Origin of the sequence: Rhodococcus sp. ARC_M12, from assembly GCF_022810385.1 — a bacterium.
GTDB lineage: Bacteria > Actinomycetota > Actinomycetes > Mycobacteriales > Mycobacteriaceae > Rhodococcoides > Rhodococcoides navarretei.
The window spans coordinates 103,202-126,470 of record NZ_JALGQI010000010.1; the positions used below are offsets into that span (position 1 = coordinate 103,202).

The 23,269-nt window shown below is 66.2% G+C and carries 8 protein-coding genes; 6 read left to right on the top strand and 2 right to left on the bottom strand.

Annotated features, from left to right (window positions below; translation table 11 throughout):
* Positions 1-301: 301 nt before the first annotated feature.
* From MTX35_RS14515 to MTX35_RS14525, 3 genes are all read left to right on the top strand, one after another.
* Positions 302-14,983: a non-ribosomal peptide synthetase gene (locus MTX35_RS14515; protein ID WP_308198132.1), complete on the top strand. Its 14,682-nt coding sequence runs from the start codon at positions 302-304 to the stop codon at positions 14,981-14,983.
* A complete protein-coding gene (locus MTX35_RS14520) occupies positions 14,980-15,996 on the top strand; it encodes an alpha/beta hydrolase family protein (RefSeq protein WP_243595654.1) in 1,017 nt (338 codons plus the stop codon). The genes MTX35_RS14515 and MTX35_RS14520 overlap by 4 nt, the downstream gene beginning before the upstream one ends.
* A 197-nt stretch (positions 15,997-16,193) precedes the next feature.
* Positions 16,194-16,880: a thioesterase domain-containing protein gene (locus tag MTX35_RS14525; RefSeq protein ID WP_243595655.1), complete on the top strand. Its 687-nt coding sequence runs from the start codon at positions 16,194-16,196 to the stop codon at positions 16,878-16,880.
* 9 nt (positions 16,881-16,889) lie between these two features.
* Here the strand turns inward: MTX35_RS14525 and MTX35_RS14530 are convergent, their stop codons facing one another.
* On the bottom strand, positions 16,890-18,227 hold the full coding sequence (locus tag MTX35_RS14530; RefSeq protein ID WP_243595656.1) for an amylo-alpha-1,6-glucosidase: 1,338 nt from the start codon (positions 18,225-18,227) through the stop codon (positions 16,890-16,892).
* A 108-nt stretch (positions 18,228-18,335) separates the two neighbouring features.
* Here MTX35_RS14530 and MTX35_RS14535 point away from each other — a divergent pair, with 108 nt between their 5' ends.
* Together MTX35_RS14535 and MTX35_RS14540 are read left to right on the top strand one after the other, a co-directional pair.
* A complete protein-coding gene (locus MTX35_RS14535; RefSeq protein WP_243595657.1) occupies positions 18,336-18,851 on the top strand; it encodes a DinB family protein in 516 nt (171 codons plus the stop codon).
* Between the two features lie 123 nt (positions 18,852-18,974).
* Positions 18,975-19,646, top strand: coding sequence for an SDR family oxidoreductase (locus MTX35_RS14540; protein ID WP_243595658.1), 672 nt, complete (start codon positions 18,975-18,977; stop codon positions 19,644-19,646).
* 76 nt (positions 19,647-19,722) lie between these two features.
* Here MTX35_RS14540 and wrbA read toward each other — a convergent pair whose 3' ends face one another.
* Positions 19,723-20,322, bottom strand: coding sequence for an NAD(P)H:quinone oxidoreductase (wrbA, locus tag MTX35_RS14545; protein WP_243595659.1), 600 nt, complete (start codon positions 20,320-20,322; stop codon positions 19,723-19,725).
* Positions 20,323-20,869: 547 nt separating this feature from the next.
* On the opposite strand from wrbA, the gene MTX35_RS14550 reads away from it, so the two are divergent.
* Positions 20,870-23,266: a heavy metal translocating P-type ATPase gene (locus tag MTX35_RS14550; RefSeq protein WP_243595660.1), complete on the top strand. Its 2,397-nt coding sequence runs from the start codon at positions 20,870-20,872 to the stop codon at positions 23,264-23,266.
* The last annotated feature ends 3 nt before the right edge of the window (positions 23,267-23,269 follow it).

A 23,269-nucleotide genomic window follows, 5' to 3' on the forward strand; every position in this document is an offset into this window, starting at 1 on the left:
GACCAGCAGCACGCGAAAGGCGTCCATAGTCGATCACAGTCGATTATGGACGCCTTTCGGCATTGTCAATTGTCATCGAATGGCCGAGTGGGATTCTGTGTATTCACAATGTCCCCGCCGATGCAGCGCAGGCAGTTGACCCATTTCCAATGCGTGTGCAAACCTGACTCGATAGGCCGGTGGCTGGAACTCCGTTCGGGCAATGCTCGAAATGGAGGACGTTCGGGGCAACGTCGATTTCCATTCTCAGCGTGACGACGCGCCGGACACCGCTCCCCTACGTGCGCGAAGAGGCAAGTCTGTGGAATCCGTTGATTCACTGACGATTCGGGAAGAAGAGATCGATCGTACGTCAATCGACGACACCGAACCGTTTCCACTCACGGCCTCCCAACGCGGATTATGGTTTGCTCAACATTTGTTGAGTGCAGTACCCATCACCATTGCGAATTACCTCGATATTCGCGGTGCCGTCGATATCGATCTGATGAGATACGCCGGCAGGCGTACTGCGCGCGAATTCGGCGCAGGATCATTGCGCTTGATCGAAATCGACGGAGAACCGCACCAGTACATCGACGTCGAGCAAGGCGACGACACCGTAGTGCTCGATTTCCGTAGCGAAACGGACCCCGAGGCAGCAGCGCGGGAGTGGATGCGTGCCTCGTACAGCACCCCCATCGATCTGACCCACGGTCGCCTCATCAAAGGCGCGATACTCCTCATCTCCAGCGACCGGGTGTTCTGGTACTCCCACGTCCACCACATCGTGCTCGACGGATACGGTGCCGTTCAGTTCATGCGGCGCGTCGCGTCGATCTACACCGCCGTCAGCGGCGGTCGCGAGCCGGAGCACTCGACCGCAGGGTCGCTGGGAGCGGTGTATGCCGCCGAAACGCAGTACCGGAACTCCCCACGGTTCGACAAGGATCGCCGGTACTGGCAGAGCAAGACGACCGATCTTCCGCCGCCGACGTCCATCACGGGCGTCCTCGCACCTCCGGCGCCCCGGGCGCATCTGTGCGGCGGATATCTCCCCGAGGTCATGCAGCAGGCCCTGGGTCGTGCAGCGGACCGACTCGACTCGGCGTTCGCTCCGCTCGCCATCGCCGCGGTGGCAACGTTTCTCGCGCGGATGACGGGGAGTACCGACGTGGTACTGAGCCTGCCCGTGGCCGGCCGCACCACAGCTGTGCTGCGACGTTCCGGCGGGATGGTCTCCAACGTACTGCCGATCCGGGTTCGTATCACCCCGCAGTGCACACTGGCGACGCTGGTGGCCGAGGTGCAGTTGGAACTGACCGGAGCTCTGCGACACCAGCGGTATCGTGCCGAGGACATTCGCCGCGACGCAGGCGGAGGTACCGAGACCCGCGGGTTCTTCGGCCCCGCGATCAACATCATGGCGTACGAGAGCGAGGTGCCGTTCGGACCGCTCACCGGGGAGTTCAACGTGCTCTCCACCGGCCCCGTGGAAGACCTCTCGGTCAACATCTACCCGGCGACCGACGGGACGCGCTCCCGCCTCGAATTCGAGGGCAACCCCAACATCTACGGCACCGAGCAGTTCGAGACGCTGCATCGTCGGTTCCTCGCGTTGTTCGAGGACTTCCTCACCGCAGACTCCCGGACACCCGTTCTGGAACTCGACCTGCTCGACGACGCCGAGAGGTCCGCGCTCGTACCACTCGCAGGCCCCGACGCCGTTGCCTGCGAACTCTTTCCGAACCTGCTCCGACGCGGCGCCGAATCCGCACCCGAGAACACGGCCGTCGAGTTCCAGGACGAGAGACTGACGTATCGCGAGCTCGACGACCGCGCCAACGCCGTTGCGCGCGCTCTGATCGCCCGTGGAGCCGGGCCGGGCAGCGCCGTCGCCGTCGCCCTGCCGCGCGGGACGGCGTCCGTCGTCGCGCTGTGGGCCGTCGCCGCGTCCGGTGCCACGTTCGTGCCGATCGATCCCGGGTACCCTTCCGAACGCATCACCCACATGCTCGTCGACTCCGGTGTGACCATCGGGATCAGCGAACAGGGGCTCTCGCAGCAACTTCCACAACGGGTGCACTGGCTCGATCTCGACGACACGGAGTTCGGCGAGGAATGCGCGGCACGATCGAGCGCACCGATCACCGACGCCGATCGACGCGCAGCCCTCACCGAGCACCACGCCGCGTACATGATCTACACCTCCGGCTCGACCGGCACCCCCAAGGGCGTTCTGGTCACCCATACCGGGCTGGCCACCTTCGCGGCGGACGCCAGACCCGAACTGCGCGTGAGCACCTCGTCGCGACTGCTGCGATTCTCGTCGTCGAGCTTCGACGCGTCGCTGTTCGAGATGATCCAGGCATTCAGTGCAGGAGCGACCATGGTGGTCGCCCCGCCCTCCGTGATCGGCGGCGCAGAGCTGACGCACCTGCTGCGCGAGCGCCGCATCACCCACATCATCTGCGCACCCGCGTTGCTCACCACGGTCGATGCGGCCGAGCTCGGTCACCTGGAAACCGTCGTCGTCGGTGGCGACATCATGCCACCGGACCTGGTGGATCGCTTCGGTGGGAAAGCATTGCTGTTCAACAGCTACGGACCCACCGAGACCACCATCGTGGTCACGATCACGCGGCCGCAGTCCGACCCCCGTGCCGTCACGATCGGGCGACCCGTTCAGGGCTCCCGCGCCGTGGTGCTGGACCGCTGGTTGCGTCCCGTGCCCCCCGGATCGGCGGGAGAGCTGTATCTCGGCGGCCCGGGCATCGCGCGCGGCTACCAGCACCGAACCGGTCTGTCGGCCGCGCGCTTCGTCGCCGACCCGTTCGGCCACGGACGCCGTCTGTACCGCACCGGAGACATCGTGCGGTGGACCGGTCCGCTGGACTCGGCCGAGCTCGAGTTCGTCGGCCGCAGCGACTTTCAGGTCCAGGTGCACGGGCACCGCATCGAACTCGGTGAGATCGACGCGGTCGTGTCCCAGCACGAGGGCGTCGACTTCGCGGTATCGGTCGTCCACCACCACGGCGAAGCATCGATCCTGGTCTCGTACGTCAAGCCGGCCCACTCCATTGCACTGGACCACACGGCGTTGCGTACCTTCGCCTCTCGATTCCTACCGATGCACATGCAGCCCGCGATGTTCGTCGAACTCGACGCCATCCCACTGACCCCCACCGGCAAGGTCGACAGATCCGCACTGCCACAACCGACCTTCGAGTCCGACGCGGCCGCCTACCGCGCCCCGGTCACGCCGGTCGAGAAGACCATCGCCGACGCCATGGCCGCAGTACTGCAACGTGATTCGGTGGGCGTGGACGACTCGTTCTTCGCCCTCGGCGGCGACAGCATCGTCGCCATCCAGTTGGTCTCTCGCGCCAAGTCGCTCGGAGTGGTGTTCACCCCGCGCGACGTGTTCGAGCGTCGGACCGTCGCCGGCTTGGCGGAGGTGGCGACGGACGCCGCCCATCAGGTGACGCTCGACGAGCTTCCCGGCGGAGGGGTCGGCGCCATGCCGTTGACACCGATCATGTCTCACACCGTCCGCTCGTCGACCCGAGCCGAGGCCATGGACACGTTCCACCAGAGCATCGTGCTGACCGCACCGGTCGATCTCGAGCTCGACGGGTTGCGGCGCACCGTTGCCGCGATACTGGACCATCACGACGCGTTGCGCTCGGTCCTCACCGAGGACGGTCTCACGGTGCAGCCGAAGGGCAGCATCGATCTCGATGCCGTCGTCACCCACGTGTCCACCACCACCAAGCCCGGCAGCCATGAATTCTCCTCCGTCATAACGGAATCCGTACGTGCGTTCGCGTCGCGGCTACGGCCGCGCGACGGCGTGATGCTGCAGGTCGTCTGGGTCGCCCCTCGGTTCGGCACTCGCGAGATCATCGACACCCACGGAGTCGGCCGGATCATCGTCATCGCGCACCACCTGGTGATCGACGGTGTCTCGTGGCGCATCCTGATTCCGGATCTGGCCACAGCATGGCACCAGGTGCAGGCGAAGTCCGCAGTGGTCCTGCAGCCGGTGGCCACCTCCATGCGTCGCTGGGCCCACGGACTGAGCGAGGCCGCCCAACGCGCCGAATCCGAATTGCCCGACTGGACGGCAATTCTCGACGGGCCCAACGAACCGATCGGTCGGCGTGCGCTCGATCCCGCGATCGACCTCGGTCGCACCCGAGATCGGGTGTCGGTCGAATTCAGCGCCGAGATCACCGAAGCGCTGACGGGACGGCTGACCCGCGCCTACCGCGCCACCGTCAACGACATTCTGCTCACGGCGCTGGCCGTAGCGGTCCGAGCCGACGTATCGTCCTCGTTTCTGGTCTCGGTCGAAAGTCACGGCCGCGACGAGGATCTCGTGCCCGGAGCCGACCTGTCCAGGACCGTCGGCTGGTTCACCTCGACGCATCCGGTTCGGCTCTCGCTCGACGGTGTCGACGCCGAGCGCATCCTGGCCGGCGACGGCTCGGTGGCCGCCGCCGTCAAGCTCGTCAAGGAACAGGTCCGCGCCATCCCGAGCCACGGCACCGGCACAGACCAGGGCAGTGGATTCGGGCTGCTCCGATACCTGAACCCCCGCACCGCCGCACTACTCGCCGAACACGACGCCCCGCAGATCGGAGTCAACTATCTGGGGCGGATCACCACCGACATTCCCGACGCCCTCCGCGGGCGCGGGTGGCTCCCGGATGCGTCGGCCGACATCGAGTCGAGCAGTGGAGACAACCTGCCGGTGGCAGTGGCACTCGACATCAATGCCGTTGTCACCAACGGGCAGCTGCGCGCCACGTTCGCGTACCCCCGCGGTGCCTTCGACGGAGACGCCGTCAGCGGCATGGCGGATCGGTGGACGACTGCGCTGCATCGTCTCGCCGAGCACGCCGGAGCCGCCCACGTCGGCGGGCTGACGCCGAGCGATGTTCCGCTGGTGGCCGTCGCGCAGGATCGAATCAATCAGTGGGAGAGCACTTTTGGCGAGCTGGCCGACATCTGGCCGCTCGCCCCGCTGCAACACGGACTGATGTTCCACTCCGAACTCACGCGCGGACACGTCGATGTCTACACCGCCCAGTTGGTGTTCGATCTCGGCGGCGACATCGACGAAGCCCGGTTGCACCGAGCCGCGAGTCGATTGCTCGCGCGCCACGACAGCCTGCGTACCGCGTTCGTCAGGGACACCAGGGGAGCAGCGGTACAGCTGGTACTCGCCGACCCCGAATTGCCCTGGCGTACCGTCGATGCCGGTCGCGTCGACGTTCCGGCCATCGCTCACGCCGAGCGCAGTGCGAGATTCGACCTGGACGCGCCACCGCTGCTGCGTTTCGTACTGGTCACGACCGAGGACGGGGCGTCCCTGGTGGTGACCAACCACCACATCCTGTTCGACGGCTGGTCGATGCCGATCTTCGTCAAGGAACTGCTGGTGCTCTACGCAGCCGACGGTCCCATCCCGATCCCGGCCAGAACGTACCGCGACTACCTGAAGTGGCTCGACGAACGCGATCACGCAGGGGCACTGGACAAGTGGTCCGAGGCCCTGGCAGGCGTCGAGGAACCGACGCTGCTCGCCCCCGGTCACGGCGGCGAACAGGAGATGCCCGCCGAACTCGCCGTCGTTCTCGACGACGCCTCGGTGACGGCCCTGAAGGCCACGGCGCGAGAGCTGTCGGTGACCGTCAACACCGTCGTGCAGGCAGCCTGGGCACTGGTCCTCGCCGCAGAGCTCGGTCGGGACGACGTCGTGTTCGGAGCGACGGTCTCCGGTCGGCCGGCCGATCTGACCGGTGTGGAGGACACCCTCGGACTGTTCATCAACACCCTCCCGGTCCGGGTGCACGTGCACCGAGACGACACCGTCGCATCGCTGCTCGCCCGCCTCCAGACCCAGAACGTGGACTTGCTGGACAGCCACCACGTAGGTCTGCCCGAGGTTCGCGCACGGGTGGGGGTCGGGGCCGGATTCGACACGTTGACGGTGTTCGAGTCCTACCCGGTGGACCACTCCGCGCTCGATCGCGACACCGACATCGCCGGCCTGCGGGTACGCGACCTCCGCGTCACCGATGCCACCCATTACCCGCTGACACTGATCACCGTCCTCGAGCCGACCGTGCGCATCACGCTCAAATACGCTGCGGCGTACGTTCATCCAGCACGGGCGTCGTCGATCGCCGATCGGTTCGCTCGCGCTCTCCGTGGACTCAGCGGCGACGCTCGGACCCCGGTGACGCAACTCGACCTGCTCTCGGAGGACGAGCATGCGCGTCGGGCAGCCTGGAACAGCACCGAACACCCGGTGGCCACCCACACGCTCGTCGACCTCCTTGCTGCAGCGGCGGACGAGCATTTCTCCACCACGGCAGCGGTGTTCGAGAATCGGAGTCTGACGTACGGGAACTTCTGGGCCCGAGTTCGATGCTTGGCCAGGTATCTGCGCAGCACCGGGGTGGGACCGGACGTGGTGGTGGGGGTGGCGATGGCCCGCTCGCTCGATCAGCTCGTCGCAGTGCATGCGGTGGTCGCCGCGGGTGGTGCCTACCTCCCTATCGACCCGTCGATGCCGACCGCCCGCATCGAGCACATGATCACTGCCGCATCACCGTCGATGATTCTCGGTGCGCTGGACGACGTCGGCATCGACGTCGTGGATCCCGACACCCTCGACCTCGACGGCGTCAGCACGGCACCGCTCGATCCCCTGCCACACCTGCGTCCCGACCACGCGGCGTACGTACTGTTCACCTCCGGCTCCACCGGAAAGCCCAAGGGTGTCACCGTCTCTCACCGCGCGATCGTCAACCGGTTGCTGTGGATGCAGCACGAGTATCCGCTCACGCCCCAGGACGTCGTGCTGCACAAGACTCCGGCGACGTTCGACGTCTCGGTGTGGGAGTTGTTCTGGCCACTGCTGACCGGAGCACGAACGATCATCGCCGAACCCGACGGCCACCGCGACCCGATGTACCTGTCGGCTCTCGTTCGTGAGCACGGGGTCACCACTGTGCATTTCGTACCGTCGATGCTCGAGCTGTTCCTGTCCTACGGCTCGCCCGAACGATGCAGTTCGCTGCGGCAGGTGTTCGCGAGCGGGGAGGCGCTGCCCCGAGCGATCGTCGATCGCTTTCACGAGGCGGTCGATGCCGAACTGCACAACCTGTACGGACCGACCGAAGCGGCCGTCGACGTCACCTACCACCGCACCCGGCCCGGCGAGCAGGGGTCGGTGCCGATCGGCGTGCCGGTCTGGAACACCACCGTCCACGTACTGAACTCGGCGCTGCAGCCCGTGCCGATGGGCGTCACCGGTGAGCTGTACCTGGGCGGAGTGCAGTTGGCTCGCGGCTACGCCGGGCGCGCCGACCTCACGGCCGGACGCTTCGTCGCTGCGTCCGCCGGACTCCGGTTGTATCGCACGGGAGATCTCGTTCGGTGGTCCGAGGACGGGTCACTGCAGTACCTGGGCCGCAACGACTTCCAGGTCAAGCTTCGTGGTCAGCGTCTCGAGCTCGGCGAGGTCGAGACGGCTCTGCACGCCGTGGCGGGGGTGAACTCCGCCGTCGCTCTGGTCCGCGAGGACCGCCTGATCGCGTACATCGTCGGAACGGCGAACAGCGACGAGGTGTCCGCCCACGTGGCGCGCACTCTGCCCGACTACATGATGCCGTCGAGCATCGTCGTGCTCGACGCGATGCCTCTCGGTGCCACCGGAAAGCTCGACCGCACCGCACTTCCCGACCCGCTCGTATCGGCCGAGAAGTTCGTCCCGCCGTCGGGCGACGCCGAACACGCTGTTGCACAGATTTTCTCCGACGTGCTCGAGCTCGAGAGCGTGAGCGTCACGCGGTCGTGGTTCACCCTCGGCGGCGACTCTCTCACCGCCACGCAGGTGATTGCGCGCATCAATGCCGAGCTCGATGCCGACCTCGGAGTCCGAGACCTGTTCGAGGCACCGACCGTCCGTGCCCTGACACAGCGTCTCGGCCGCGGCGGCGGTCATCGGGCCATCGTCGTAGGCGCACGGCCGCACCATATTCCACTGTCTCCGGCACAGCACCGGATGTGGCTGCTCAACCGCTTCGACCCGTCCTCGGGTGCGTACAACATCGCCGCGGCGTTCCGAATCACCGGCGCACTCGACGTCGATGCCCTGCGTGTCGGTCTGAACGATGTCGTCGAGCGCCACGAAGTGCTGCGCACCGTCTACCCCGACGGCCCGGCCGGCCCCGAGCAAGTCGTCACGTCTCGGTACCCGGACGTGACCGTCGCCACGACCACAGAATCGTTGCTCGACGGAGCCCTGTACGCCCTCGCGTCACAGGGATTCGACGTCACCGTCGCTCCGCCACTGCGCGTGGCCGTGCTCGAGCTGGCACCGGAAGACCACGTCCTCGTGGTCGTGGCGCACCACATCGCCGCCGATGGATGGTCGATGAATCCGCTCGCGCGCGATGTCATGATCGCGTACGGATCTCGCGCCGCCGGCCACCACCCGCAATGGACGCCGCTCGAGGTGCAGTATGCCGATTACGCGCTGTGGACTCTCGAACGCCTCGGCGACGAATCCGATACCGATTCGCCTGCGTCCCAGCAGATCCGGTACTGGACGTCCGCACTGCACGACCTGCCCGAGCGGCTCACGCTGCCCGCCGATCGACCGCATCCACCGGTGGCGTCCCACCGGGGTGATCGAGTCTCGATCGACATCGAACCCACCACCGTCGCCGCACTGAGTACATTCGCCGAGCGCACCGGAAGCACCCGCTTCATGATCGTGCACGCCGCCTTGGCAGTGACGCTCGCCCGTGTCTCGGGTCAGCGCGACATCGCCATCGGCACTCCGGTGGCCGGACGCGGGCAACGCGAACTCGACGACCTCGTCGGGATGTTCGTCGGGACCCTCGTGCTGCGCGCACACATCGACCCGGCCGAATCGTTCACCGACGTCCTGGCCTCGGTGCGTGAGCGCGACCTCGACGCCTACGCCAACGCAGACATCCCGTTCGAGCGACTGGTCGAGATCCTTCAGCCGCCGCGATCGACGGCCCACCACCCCCTGTTCCAGGTGATGCTCTCGATCGAGGACACGAGTCCACCGTCCGTCGAGCTGCCGAATCTGTCCGTCCGTCCACTCGACACCTCGCACGTCGCGGCCAAGTTCGATCTGCATGTCACCGTCTCGCTCGCCGCAGGGACCGCGTCGGTGGAGATCGTCTATGCGACAGATATTTTCGACGCATCGACGGTGACCTGTCTTGCCGAGCGGTATCGATCGATCCTCACGGCCGCGCTCGCAGATCCGACTCGGCCGGTGGGAGACATCCCCATCCTGACCGCCGAGGAAGCACCCCGGCTCGTCGGTGCCCCCGCGCTCGGACACCGCACACTGCCCGATCTGCTGGCGGGTGCGGTCATGAGTGCGGGAGGCAGCGGTATCGCGCTCGAGAGCGGTGCCTCGAAGTGGACGTACTCCACGCTCGACGATGCTGCGACCGTCCTCGCTCGCACACTGATGCGGCGCGGTATCGGGCCGGAGCAGTACGTGGCAATAGCGCTGCGCCGTGGAATCTCCTCGATGCTGGCAACCTGGGCGGTGGCCAAAACCGGTGCCGCGTTCGTTCCCATCGACCCGACGTACCCAGCCGATCGTATCGACTACATGCTCACCGATTCCGGTGTGAGTCTGGGAATCACCGACGACGATCACCTGAATTTCCTGCCCGGAGAGCACACCTGGATCTCCATCGACAGTGCAGCCGACCCGCTGATCGACTGCGCACCGGTGGGTGACCTCGACCGGACCGCGATGCTTCGACCCGATCACCCGGCATACACGATCTACACCTCGGGGACCACCGGGCACCCCAAGGGCGTCGTCGTGTCCCACCGCGGCCTGGTGAACCTGGTTGCCGACCTCGTCGATCGGTTCGGTCTCGACAACGACTCTCGTACCCTGCATTTCGCGTCGCCGAGCTTCGACGCCTCGGTGGTGGAACTGCTGATGGCCGTCGGGGCCGGATCGACCATGGTGATCGCCGACCCGGAAATCCTCGGCGGTTCCGAACTCACGGCCGTGCTGCAGCGCGTCACCCATGCTTTCGTCACCCCGGCCGCGTTGGCCACCGTCGACCCGTCCGAGATCTCGGCGTCGACCACCATCGTCGTCGGTGGCGAAGCCTGCCCCCCGGCCCTCGCCGACGCGTGGGCGCAGCACCTCAGGTTCTTCAACGGTTACGGCCCCACCGAAACCACCGTCTTCGCCACGATCGACGGGCCCGTGCAGGCCGGATCGCCCGTGTCGATCGGCGGTCCGGTGCGGGGAATCGAATCGGTCGTGCTCGACGATCGGCTGCATCCGGTACCCGTCGGTTCGGTCGGCGAGCTGTACCTCACCGGGGATGCCGTCGCTCGGGGCTATCATCGGCGATCCGGCATGACGGCAACACGTTTCGTCGCCGATCACGGCGGTCGTCGGCTGTATCGCACCGGTGACCTCGTCCGCAGGATCAGCCGGGTCGGTGCCGCGGGTTCCGATCCGCACAGTGATCGCTACCAGTTCATCGGCCGCGCCGACGCACAGGTGAAGGTACACGGATTCCGGATCGAGCTCGGCGAGATCGACGCCGTGCTCGCCGAGTACGACGGCGTCGCCCAGGCGGTGAGTGCGGTGAACGGCTCCCAGGTGTTCGGCTACGTCGTGCCTGCTGCGGGGCGGGTGCTCGATCCCGAGTCGATTCGCAGCCACTCGCGACGCTTGCTGCCCAATCACATGGTGCCGCAAGCGATCACGATCCTGAACGGCTTACCGCGTACGGGCTCCGGCAAGGTCGATCGCGCGGCGCTGCCGATGCCGGCCCTGGCCGCACGGAGGTTCGCCGAACCCGCCACTGCCACCGAACACCTCGTCGCCGCAGCCTTCGCGCTGGTCCTCGATGTCGCCGCAGTCGGTGCCGAGGACGACTTCTTCGCACTCGGCGGCACGTCCCTCTCCGCCACTCGGGTGATCGCGCACATCAACGACACCGCAGGCACCGCGCTCGCGGTCCGTACGATCTTCGAGTCGACGACGGTGCGCTCGCTGGCCGGTGCAGTCGACGCTGCCGAACGTTCCGCGTTGCCGCGTCTGGTGGCCGGTCCGCGACCGTCGAACATCCCCCTGTCGTTCGCGCAGATGCGGATGTGGTTGCTCAACCGTTTCGAGCCGGCGTCGGCCGCGTACAACATCGCCTTCGCGGTGCACCTGGACGGCGATGTGGACTGTGATGCACTGCAACTCGCAGTCGACGACGTGCTCACCAGGCACGAGGCGCTGCGCACCTACTTCCCGGTGGTGGGAGCCGGTCCCGCCCAGGTGATCCTCGACCACGTCGAACTCGACCTGAACCCGGTCGACATCGACGAGAGCGAGGTGCTGGCACGGGTGGCTGCGGTGATCGGCCGCGGATTCGATGTCACCGCCGCCGTGCCGTTGCGCGGTGCGCTACTGCGGACCGCACCGAGCACACACGTGCTCGTGCTCGTCGTGCACCACATCAGCGCCGACGGTCTGTCGATGACACCGCTGGCACGGGACGTTGCGCTCGCCTACGGGTCACGAGTCCATGGCACCCCGCCGCAGTGGACTCCGCTGCCGGTGCAGTACGCCGACTTCGCCGTATGGCAACGCGAGGTCCTGGGCAACGACGAGGATCCGACCTCCGTGTTGTCGCGGCAGATTCGATTCTGGACGACAACTCTGGCGGATCTGCCCACGGTACTGGACCTTCCGACGGATCGACCCCGGCAGGCCGTGGCGTCCAAACGTGGACGTGCGGTGCAGTTCTCGCTGTCCGAGCAGACCGCTGTGGGTGTGCGGGCCCTTGCCCGCCGGACCGGGACCTCGGTGTTCATGGTCATGCACGCGGCGTACGCAGCTGTGCTGTCTCGACTGACCGGGGGCACGGACATCCCCGTCGGGACCCCGGTGTCGGGTCGCGGATCGGGTGCGCTCGACGACGTCGTCGGGATGTTCGTCAACACCCTCGTGCTGCGACTGAACGTGGATCCGAGTCGATCGTTCACCGAACTCCTGGCGCACACACGCTCCGTCGATCTCGCCGCGATGGAGCACTCCGACGTACCGTTCGATCGAGTGGTGGAGTCCATCGCGCCTGCCCGCTCGACGGCACATTCCCCGTTGTTCCAGGCGTTGCTGGCGCTCGAGACCGAGCGACCTCGGGGCGTGGATCTCCCAGGACTGACGATCACACCGTTTCCGTACGAATCCGAGGTCACCCGCTTCGATCTGGCACTGACGATCACCGACGCCGACGGTCTGGACGGATCTCTGCGCTACGCAACGGATCTCTTCGACGAGCACACCGCGCGTCGATTCGCCGACGAGTTCGTCGCGCTCCTCGATGCCGCTCTGGCCGACCCGTCGACCGCGATCGGCGACCTCGCACCACCGCGCGACGCAGTACTGTACGGCCCGCCCGACACCCCGATTCGGACCCTCGGCCAGCTCCTCGACGCGGCCACGTCCGCCCGTCCTGACGCAATTGCGCTGCGCTGGAACGGAATCGACTACACCTACCGAGAGGCCGACGCCTATGCGAACCGGCTGGCCCGCGTGCTGCTGGGATACGGGGTCGGGCCCGAGACCGTGGTGGCAGTGGCGCTGCCCCGCTCGGCGGAATCGGTGCTGTGCACCTGGGCCGTCACCCGAACCGGCGCAGCATATCTGCCGGTCGACCCGGCGTATCCGGCCGAGCGCATCGCACACATGATCGCCGACTCCGGTGCGGTACTCGGAGTGACCGCCTCGCATGCTCGACGCGCTCTGCCTGCGGATGTCCCGTGGGTGGAACTCGACGATCCCACGTTTCTCACCGAGTTCGAGCCGGCCGACGAGACACCCGTCGCTGCAACAGAACTCATCGGACCGGTGCTCGAGTCGACCGCCGCGTACGTCATCTACACCTCGGGCTCGACCGGGCGACCGAAGGGGGTGGTGGTCAGTCACCGCGGCCTGGCCAATCTGGCCGCGTCCCGCAAGGAACTGCATCGAGTGCAGCACTCGTCGCGGTTCCTGCACAACACGTCTCCGAGTTTCGACATGGCCGTCGGCGAGATGATCTCGGCGCTGTCCGCTGCGGCGACGCTCGTCATCTCACCGCCGACCGTTCTCGGTGGGGCGGAATTGGCGGCGTTCATCCGCGACGAGCAGGTCACGCATGCGTTGATGACACCGTCCGCACTGTCCACGCTCGATCCCGAGGGTCTCGACTGCCTGGAGGTGCTGTGCGTCGGCGGCGAAGCATGCAGCGCCGAACTGGTAGCCAAGTGGAGCCGTGGGCGCCTGATGCTCAACGGGTACGGGCCCACCGAGGCCACCGACATCTCCACCCTCGGTGAGGTACGCCCCGGCGAACCGATCACGCTCGGCCGACCACTGCACGGGCTCCGCGCGATGGTCCTCGATGCCCGCCTGCGCTGCGTCCCGATCGGAGTACGTGGGGAGCTGTACGTCGCCGGGCCCGCACTGGCTCGTGGGTACCACCGCCGATCCGGTTTGACCGCAACACGATTCGTGGCCGATCCCCTGAATCCCGAATCGCGGATGTATCGCACCGGAGACCTGGTGCGGCGTACCGCCGACGGTCGTCTGCTGTACGACGGCCGCAGTGATCAGCAGGTCAAGATCCGCGGCTTCCGCATCGAACCCGGGGAGATCGACGCGGCGCTGACCGCGCACGCAGGTGTCGAGCTCTCGGTGACGCTCGCGGTACCCGGCCCGGCGGGGGAGCAGGCGATGGTCTCCTACATCACGGGCAGTGCACTACCGGAGGACGTGCGCGACCATGCTCGACGTTCTCTGCCCGCTCACATGGTGCCGGCTGCGGTGACGGCCATCGACGAGATACCGCGGACCGGAACCGGAAAGCTCGATGTCGCCGCGCTCCCGGCGCCGGTGTTCGGGACCACCGCGTACCGTCCCGCCACCACCGCTGCGGAGATCGCCGTCGTCGAGGCCTTCGAGGCAGTGTTGGAGACCGATGGAATCGGATTGGACGACAACTTCTTCGAACTCGGTGGCAGCTCGCTCTCTGCGATGAGAGTGATCGGTGAACTCCGCGCCCGGTCGTACGAGATCGGTATGCAGTCGCTCCTGATGGACGCGACGGTGACGGCCGTTGCCGAGCGAATCTCCGCAGGTGCGGCCGATTCCGAGGAGCTGGCGGTGCTCCTTCCGCTCCGCGAGGCCGGCGAGGGCGCTCCCGTGTTCTGCATTCACCCGATACTCGGATTGTCCTGGTGTTACACGGGATTGGGCAACTATGTCGACAATCCGCTGTACGGATTGCAGACCCCGACCCCGGGCGAGTTGCCGACCACACTGTCGCAGTTGGCTTCTCGCTACGTGGACGAGATCTGCCGCGTCGCGTCCGAGGGCCCCGTCCATCTGCTGGGGTGGTCACTGGGCGGTGTCATTGCACACGAGGTGGCGGTGCAGCTCGCAACGTCCGGCCGGAGAGTCGCCTCGCTCGTGCTGCTCGACGCCCACCACGGCGACAGCGGCGACTGGGCCGATGCGATTCCCGTGGCCGACCTGATGTCCGGACTCGGCCTCGACCTCGCCGTGCCCGCGGGCCAGGTCGTGTCTCTCGACACCGCCGGTGAACTGCTCGACTCCGTCGACACCGGCGGCATTCTCGACCGCGCGGACATCGAGCGCCTCATCGCGTCCGCGCAACACAATCACGCACTGCTGCAACAACATCGACCGGGCGTCTACCCCGGTGATGTCCTGTTCTTCGCCGCCGGTCTGGACGGTGGCGATGGCGTCGGGCAGTGGTATCCACACACCGCCGGATCGACCACGGTCGTCTCCGTCCGGGCCACGCACTGGCAGATGTGTGCGTCGTCCACCCTTGCTGCCATCGGCCCACGCATCGCCCACGAACTTCGCGCCACCGAGAAGAAAGAGCTGAAGAATCGATGAAAGCTCCACGCCTGACGGCTCTCGCCCTGGCCGCCGGACTGCTGCTCGGAATTCCGACGGTCGCGTCGGCGCAACCCGCGGCTCCCACCGATCAGGTCCACCGTCCGGTAGGGACGGTGGAGAGCATCGACAAGATCGACGACACTCGCTGGGACGTCTTCGTGCGCTCGCCCTCGATGGACACCGTCGTCAAGATCCAGGTGATCCGGCCGTCCAACACGTCCGTGCCCCGGCCGACGCTGTACATGCTCAACGGTGCCGGTGCGGGTGTCGACGGTGCCAACTGGTTGGCCAAGACCGACATCGTGGACTTCTTCGCGGACAAGAACGTCAACGTCGCCATGCCCGTCGGCGGATACCTGAGCTACTACACCGATTGGGAACGCGACGACCCGAAGCTCGGCCGGAACAAGTGGCAGACCTTCCTCACCCACGAACTACCGCCGGCGCTCGACGAGGCCTTGGGGGCTGACGGCGTCAACGCCATCGGAGGCCTGTCGATGTCTGCGGGATCGGTGCTCGATCTCGCCATCCAGGCTCCGGGACTGTACCGAGGCGTGGCGTCGTACAGCGGGTGCGCGCAGACGAGCGATCCGGTGACTCGTTCCTTCATTCGCGCGTTGGTGCAGCTGCGCGGCGGCGGCAACACCGACAACATGTGGGGACCCGACGGCGATCCGCAGTGGGTGGAGCACGATCCACTCGTCAACGCCGAGAAACTCCGTGGACTCGAATTGTTCGTCTCCAACGCCAGCGGACTGCCCGGCCAGTACGAGATGCCCGGGAACGTCCGGCCTGCCGGATCTCCGCCGTTGGTCGACCAAGCAGTTCTGGGTGGCCTCATCGAGGCCGGAGCCAACGTGTGCGCTCACAACCTGGTGAACCGTCTCGGCGAACTCGGCATCCCGGTCACGACGAACTTCCCGGCGGCCGGAACACACTCGTGGCAATACTGGCAGGACGCACTGCGGGCATCGTGGCCGACACTGGATCGGGCGCTGAGTCGGCTGTGATGAACGGGGACGTTCGGGGCCCGGATGTGGGCGCACGATGGTGAACAGTCACTAATGCGTTCTGTTCGCAGACGTGGTTGAGTCGTCAGTAATGAGACGTGGGTAACACTCACGCTGCCGACGGCGACATACCCAGAGTCGGCACGTACAAACCCTATGGAAACACGAACTTCATCTCTTGGCTCGGAGGCGCACCCATGACTGTCGTGAACGATCTTCCCCATCTGGCCCTCGCGGAACTCGACCCGTCGAACTATGCGGTGCCGACGATCGCGCCGATCCGAGCCACCGGCCACTTCGATCCCGTGTTCTGCGTCCACCCGCTGGTGGGCCTGGTCGATTGCTACGCAGGTCTGGCCGGCCACATCGACGACGAACGGCCCATCTACGGCGTCCAGGTACCGACGTCCGGTGAGCGCTCCGAGTCCCTCGTCTCCTTGGCTTCGCGGTACGCCGACGACATCGCTCGTATCCAGACCGACGGTGCCGTTCACCTCCTGGGGATGTCGTTCGGCGGAGTTCTCGCCCACGCCATTGCCGTCGAACTACAGAGCCGAGGCGTCACCGTCGGCGCGCTGACGCTGCTCGACAGTGACCCCGTTCGGGCCCGCGCCGAGGGTGCGGATCTCCTCGCATCCATGGGTGACGAGATCGATCGCAGTCACGTCGAAGAGCTGCTGGCCGTCGCCTCGCACAACGACGGGCTCGTCCAGCGCCACCTGCCCGGCATCTACTTCGGCGACATCCTGGCCGTCTCGTCACTCGGCACCGACTCCGGCTCCGCCTGGCATCCCTTCGTCTGCGGCACCGTCGCCAAGTACCTCGTGCCCGACGCCACCTCGTTCGACGTCGTCGGCCCGTTGGTCGACAGCTACCTCAGCTGATTTCTCCCTTCATCCCAGCCAGTCCAGTACGGCCGCGGCCGTCCAGGATTGCTGCATGCTGCCGAGCGGCTTACCGGTGAACGGCTCGTAGTACTCGGCAAAGCTGCCGTCGCTGGCCTGACGCAAGCCTTCATCGCGCAAGGACAGTGACCGCTCCGACCAACCGCGACGCGCGAACGCCCACGAGAACAACCACGTCATCACCGGCCACACCGGCCCGCGCCAATACTCGCGGGCACGGAAGTCCTTCGAGACCGGCGACGTCGACGGCGGCACGGCGTACCGCAGATCCGGATGCCCGCAGAATCGTGTGCCCTCGAAGACTCGAAGCAGGTTGCGCTCCTGCTCGCGAGGCAAGCCGCCGCAGAGCAACGGCGCGAACATCGCGATGGTCTCGGTGCCGATCCACTGACCCGTCCGCAGGTCGAAGTCGCGGGCCCCACCGGAGCGTGCGTCCGTCGTCGCGACCACTCCCGTGCGGAACTTCTCCGCCCACGACCGCAGTTCCCGCACATCCGAGTGGGGACGAGAATGGTCCTCGCCGATGGTGGCGAGTACATCGCACGCCACCGCGAAGATGGCGCTGACGAACACGTCCTCGACGGCGAAACTCATCTTCGTCTTCAATGCATCGTCGTCGTAGCCGACCTGCTTCATCTCCTCCACCAGCCAGATGTAGCGGTCGTACTCGAGATTGCTGGGCCGCTGGGAGGCGTCGGTGATGACCGCCTTGTCCTCCCGGAAGTACGGATCCATCTCTCCAGGAACAACATTGGCGTAGGCCGAATCCCACCGCGGCGAGTTGTCCATGCCCGACTCCCAGCCGTGGAACAGCGCGATACGCCCGTTGTCGTCGACGTCACGCGCCTGAGCGAGCCAACGGTGCCACCGCACCAGATCACCCCAGCGGCGATCGAGAAACTCCTCGGCGACAGCACGCGTCGTACGTCCATGTCGCTTGGAGTGGTCGAGGATCCGCTGCACCGCGATCGCGTGCACCGGTGGTTGGGTGATGCCGGAGGTCTGCGGGTTCATCGGAGCCTGGGGAGCGAGTGTTCCGGTAGCCCAGCGCGCCGGACCGGGAAAGTAGCCGTCGACCCCATTGGCGAAGACGATGTGCGGGATCATCCCGTTCTTCCACTGCGCCGAGAGCAACGTGTCCATCTCCACCACAGCACGCTCGACACTGAGCGGTGCCAGTCCGACGGAGACGAATGCCGCGTCCCAGCTCCACATGTGCGGATACAGCCTCGGGGCCGCGCTGGTCATGGTGCCCAGGTCGTTTCCTCGAAGCAGGTACGCCGCCCGTGCCGCCAACTGCGTGGAAGTGAAACCTCGATCGCCCATGCAGACAGTTTGCGTCCATACGCGCAATTCCGCTCGGTTGGATTGCGGACCGAACGTGTCCTTGTTTGTTCCTAGTGTGGGTTTCACCAGCTCACCCAGGAGGAAACGATGATCACCGAGAACACCGACATCCGGAAAATGCTCGACCAACAACGCGCGAACTTTCTCATCACCGTCCGTGGAATCACCGATGAGCAGGCACGCACCCGCACCACCGCCAGCGAACTGACCCTCGGCGGACTGTTGCATCACGTGATCAGCAACGAGAGGCATTGGATGAAGGTGATCGCCGACCTGGACGAGACGGCCGAGTTCGACATGGAGTCCGCCGGCGGCGAGTACGTCATGGCGGAGGACGAAACGGTCGCCGGGCTGATCGCCGAATGGGACGAGGTGGCGCGCTCCACTGCCGACGCCCTGGCAACGTTGGATCTCGATGTGTCGGTCCCCGTTCCGACGGCACCCTGGGCACCCGAACGTACCTGGCAGAGCGCACGATTCACCGTGCTGCACATACTGCGCGAAATCTCGCAGCACGCCGGCCACGCGGACATCATCCGCGAGGAACTGGACGGTGCGAATACGACCCGGACCTGGGCCGCCGCGGCGGGGATGAGCTTCTAGTCGAGTGTGAGTTGCTGCTGCAACGAGTGCTCCACTCCACGGGTTCAGGCCGGGGAATCCCCGATTCACGCTCCGGAGTGGAGCGAAACGTGCGGACGCAAGGGGCCTGATTACTGTGGTTACATGACTCGTACTGCACTGGTGACCGGAGCAAGCCGTGGCCTCGGGGCCCATATCGCTCGACTGCTCGCTCCGGATCATCACGTGTTGCTGGGGGGACGATCGGCCGAATCTCTCGAGCCGATCGCGTCGGAACTGGCAGGAGCTACCCCGTGGCCGGTGGAACTGACCGATCCCGACGCCGTGGCGGCGGCCGCGTCGGGCATCGATTCTCTGGACGTGTTGGTGCACAACGCCGGAGTGGCGGCACTGGGGACAATCGAGGAGTCGACGGCCGACGATTGGCGTCGCCAGTACGAGGTGAACGTCATCGCCGTCGTCGAGCTCACTCGATTGCTCCTACCGGCACTGCGAAGGGCGAACGGTCATGTGGTGCTGATCAATTCGGGTGCCGGTATTCGCGCCAATCCCGGTTGGGGCGGTTACGCGGCGAGCAAGTTCGCGCTACGGGCATTCGGGGATGCGCTGCGGTCGGAGGAGCCGTCCTTGCGGGTGACCTCGGTGCATCCCGGACGTATCGACACCGAGATGCAGCAGGAGATCGTCGCGCACGAGGGTGGGGAGTACGACGGCTCGAAGTTCTTGCAGCCCAACACTGTTGCGCTAGCAGTACGCAACGCAATCGATACGCCGGCCGATGCCCATCCGACAGAATTGGTGCTGCGCACCAGGTGAGCGTCGGTGCCATTGGTCCTTGCCGAGGCTCAAACCCCGGCCGCGCTCCAAGTCGCCTGTGCGGGTGCGGGACTGCCTACTTCGCCAGTGCGGTTGCGATGGTGACGACGCGAGTGGCCATGTGCTCGAGTGCCGCATTCGTGGCGTCCTCGAGCTCGTTCTGGTTGTCACCGCCGGTCACGTGGCCCACGCCGTAGGGATTGCCGTCGACGAACTTGAGTCCGTCGGTGTAGCCGGGCGGCACCAGGACTCCGCCGAAGTGCATCAGCGAGGTGTACAAACCGATGAGGGTTGTCTCCTGGCCGCCGTGCGCGGTTTGGCTGGAGGTGAAGGCGGCGTACGCCTTGTTCGCGAGTTCCCCCTTGGCCCAGTATCCGCCGAGCGAGTCCATGAAGTTCTGGAACGGTGCCGCGGTGCTGCCGAAACGCGTCGGAGATCCGAGGATGACGCCGTCGGCCCAGACGATGTCGTCACCGCTGGCAGCGGGAAGGTCCTTGGTCGCTTCGTAATTGGCGGTCCATGCGGGGTTCTCGGCGAAGGTGCTCGGGTCGCGTGTTTCCGCGATGTGCCGCACGCGAACCTCTGCACCTGCAGCAGTGGCTGCGTCGGCGAGTTTGTTCGCCATGGTGGACCCGTGGCCGGTTGCCGAGTAGTAGATGATTGCGATCTTGGTCATTGGTGCGGCCTTTCGATGTGGAATGGTCGACATACGGAGGACGTGACTTTCGTACGTGCCACCGAGTGGATCGGCGATCGGCTGGAACCGCGCGCCGTCCGATTCCCGGAGGTAGCTCGCTCTGTTCAAATGGTTGCGATGTCAACTACTCCGACCATACCTGCTGTGGTTTCCTTGTCAACTACTTTCAACCGGCCGAACGAACCCTGGCCGCGTCGCTCGGGTCCCGTCCCGCACGAGGCACGCCCGCACCCGTCCGGTGAACCGATCACTGTCACTCGTCGCCGACGAATTTTTCGATTGCTCATCCGCGCACGTTTTCGCGAACCTCGGCCCGACCTAAGTCCCGCACATCGAGGACCAAAGGATCGTGTGCGCGAGGTCGATTCCAGAGTTCGATGGAGATCAAACGATCGTCAGAGGAGTTGGACATGTCGATGAATCCGATGGACTCGATGAGCATGGTGCACATGATCATGATGTGTCTTCATCAGATGGGCATCCTGCAGCCGATGCACATGAACATGTGAACCGTACGAGCGGCGCGGTGACATCGACGCAGCAACCCTCGGTACCGGAACGGCTACGCGCTGCGGCCGATCCGGCCTTGCTCGTAGCGACCGTCGGTGCACTGCTCTGCGGTGGGCTCGCCTGGTTGCTCGACGCGAAGGCCGTCGCCGACGGCTTCTGGATCGCCGGAACCGTGGTGTCGATTCTCCCGGCCACCTGGTGGGTGATCGACGCCCTACGCCGCGGCCGCGTCGGAGTCGACCTGATCGCGGTCCTGTCGCTCGCCGGCACCCTCCTCGTCCACGAGTACGTTGCCGGCGCACTGATCGGAGTCATGCTGGCCACCGGACGAGCTCTCGATTCCGCGGCCGAGCGCCGAGCCACGAAGGACTTGCACTCCCTGCTGGACAACGTCCCGCATACGGCCCGCCGCCGGATCGCGAACGACGTACAGACCGTACCGATCGACGACGTCGGGGTCGGCGACGCGATCGTCGTCGGACCGGGAGAGGTGGTGCCCGTCGACGGATGGATCACCTCCCCGATCGCGGTTCTCGACGAATCGGTGCTCACCGGCGAAGCGATGCAGGTTCGACGTCGTACCGGTCAGGACGTACGCAGTGGCGTCGTCAATGCCGGTTCGGCGTTCGAGCTCTCCGCCCGCGCGACCGCCGCGGACAGCACGTACGCCGGTGTCGTGCAGTTGGCCCGCGAGGCCGCTGCCGAGAGCGCTCCCGTGGTCCGGCTGGCCGACCGAATCGCAGCCTGGTTCCTGCCCTTCGTCCTGATCGTCTCCACGCTGTCCTGGCTGATCAGCGACTCGGTCGTTCGCGCCGTTGCGGTTTTGGTGGTCGCTACACCCTGCCCTCTGCTGCTCGCGGCTCCGATCGCGATCGTCTCGGGCATGTCGCGCGCCTCTCGCATCGGCGTCCTGATTCGGCACGGCGGAGCCCTGGAGAACCTCGGGCACGCCACCACTCTGGTGCTGGACAAGACCGGAACCCTCACTACCGGCAGACCGACCGGCAGCGACATCGTGGCAGCACCGGGCACCGACGCGACCGAACTCCTCCGACTCGCCGCGTCCGCGGATCGACTCTCGCCGCACGTGCTCGCCGAGGCCATCGTGCGGGAGGCGACGACGCGCGGTCTGGCTCTATCCATGCCCACCGATGTCGACGAGGCAGCGGGGACGGGTGTCGCATCCACCGTGGACGGCAGACGCATCACAGTCGGCTCTTTGGATGTCGGTCCCGACGCACCGGCGTGGGCGCGGGCAGTACTTGCACGGGCCGCCTTCGACGGAGCCGTCATCGCCTGGGTCACCATCGATTCCGCACTCGCCGGAGCGTTACTGCTGATCGATCCCCTTCGTCGCGACGCGTCCCGAACGCTGCGGCGTCTGCGTTCGGCCGGATTGACGCGCGTGGTCATGTTGACCGGAGATCGCCACGAACCTGCCGAGGCGGTCGGAGCGATACTCGGACTCGACGCGGTGTACGCCGAGCAGACCCCCGCCGACAAGGTGGCCGGGGTCCGGACCGAACGGGAATCCGCGGTCACGATCATGGTGGGCGACGGCGTCAACGATGCTCCCGCACTGGCCGCAGCGACGGTCGGGGTGGCGATGGGTGCGCGAGGCTCGACAGCGAGTTCGGAAGCGGCCGACATCGTGCTGACCGCAGACCGTCTGGACCGGCTCGCCGACGCGATGGAGATTGCCCGTCGATCCCGTCGCATCGCCGTCCAGAGCGCCGCGGTCGGGATGGGATTGTCCGTGGTGGCCATGGCATGTGCGGCCTTCGGCCTACTACCGCCCGCTGCGGGCGCGCTTCTGCAAGAAGGAATCGACGTTGCCGTCATTGTCAATGCGCTGCGGGCACTGCAGGTCGACCCGGCACGCAGAGTCGCACTCACCGAGAGCACTGCCGGCATGCTGCGTAGATTCGACACCGAACACGACCTGATGCGTGAGGATCTGTCTCTGCTTCGACAGACTGCGCAGTTGATCACGACAGGGCACCTCGAGCAGGCGCGCGCGTCGTTGCGACTGGTCGACACGTTTCTCACCGATACCCTGTTGCCGCACGAGCGGGCCGAGGACACCGAGTTGTACCCCGCATTGGCCGGTCCCCTCGGCAGCAGTGAGGCGACAGCGACGATGAGTCGGATGCACGCCGAGATCGGACGCGTGTCCGGTCGTTTGCGCACCCACCTCGAGCAGGCGGATGCCCGAGGGCACGTGAGCGAAGACCAGTCCGACGACCTGCTCGCCTGCCTGTACGGCCTGTACGCCCTGCTGCGCCTGCATTTTCTGCAGGAGGAGGAGAACTACTTCACCCTCGCGTCGGACGACGAACCGACCGAGCGGAAACAACCGGACGATGTTCGTAATTCGCCGAATTGTGTTGCAGCCGAGAAGAACACACCATGAATA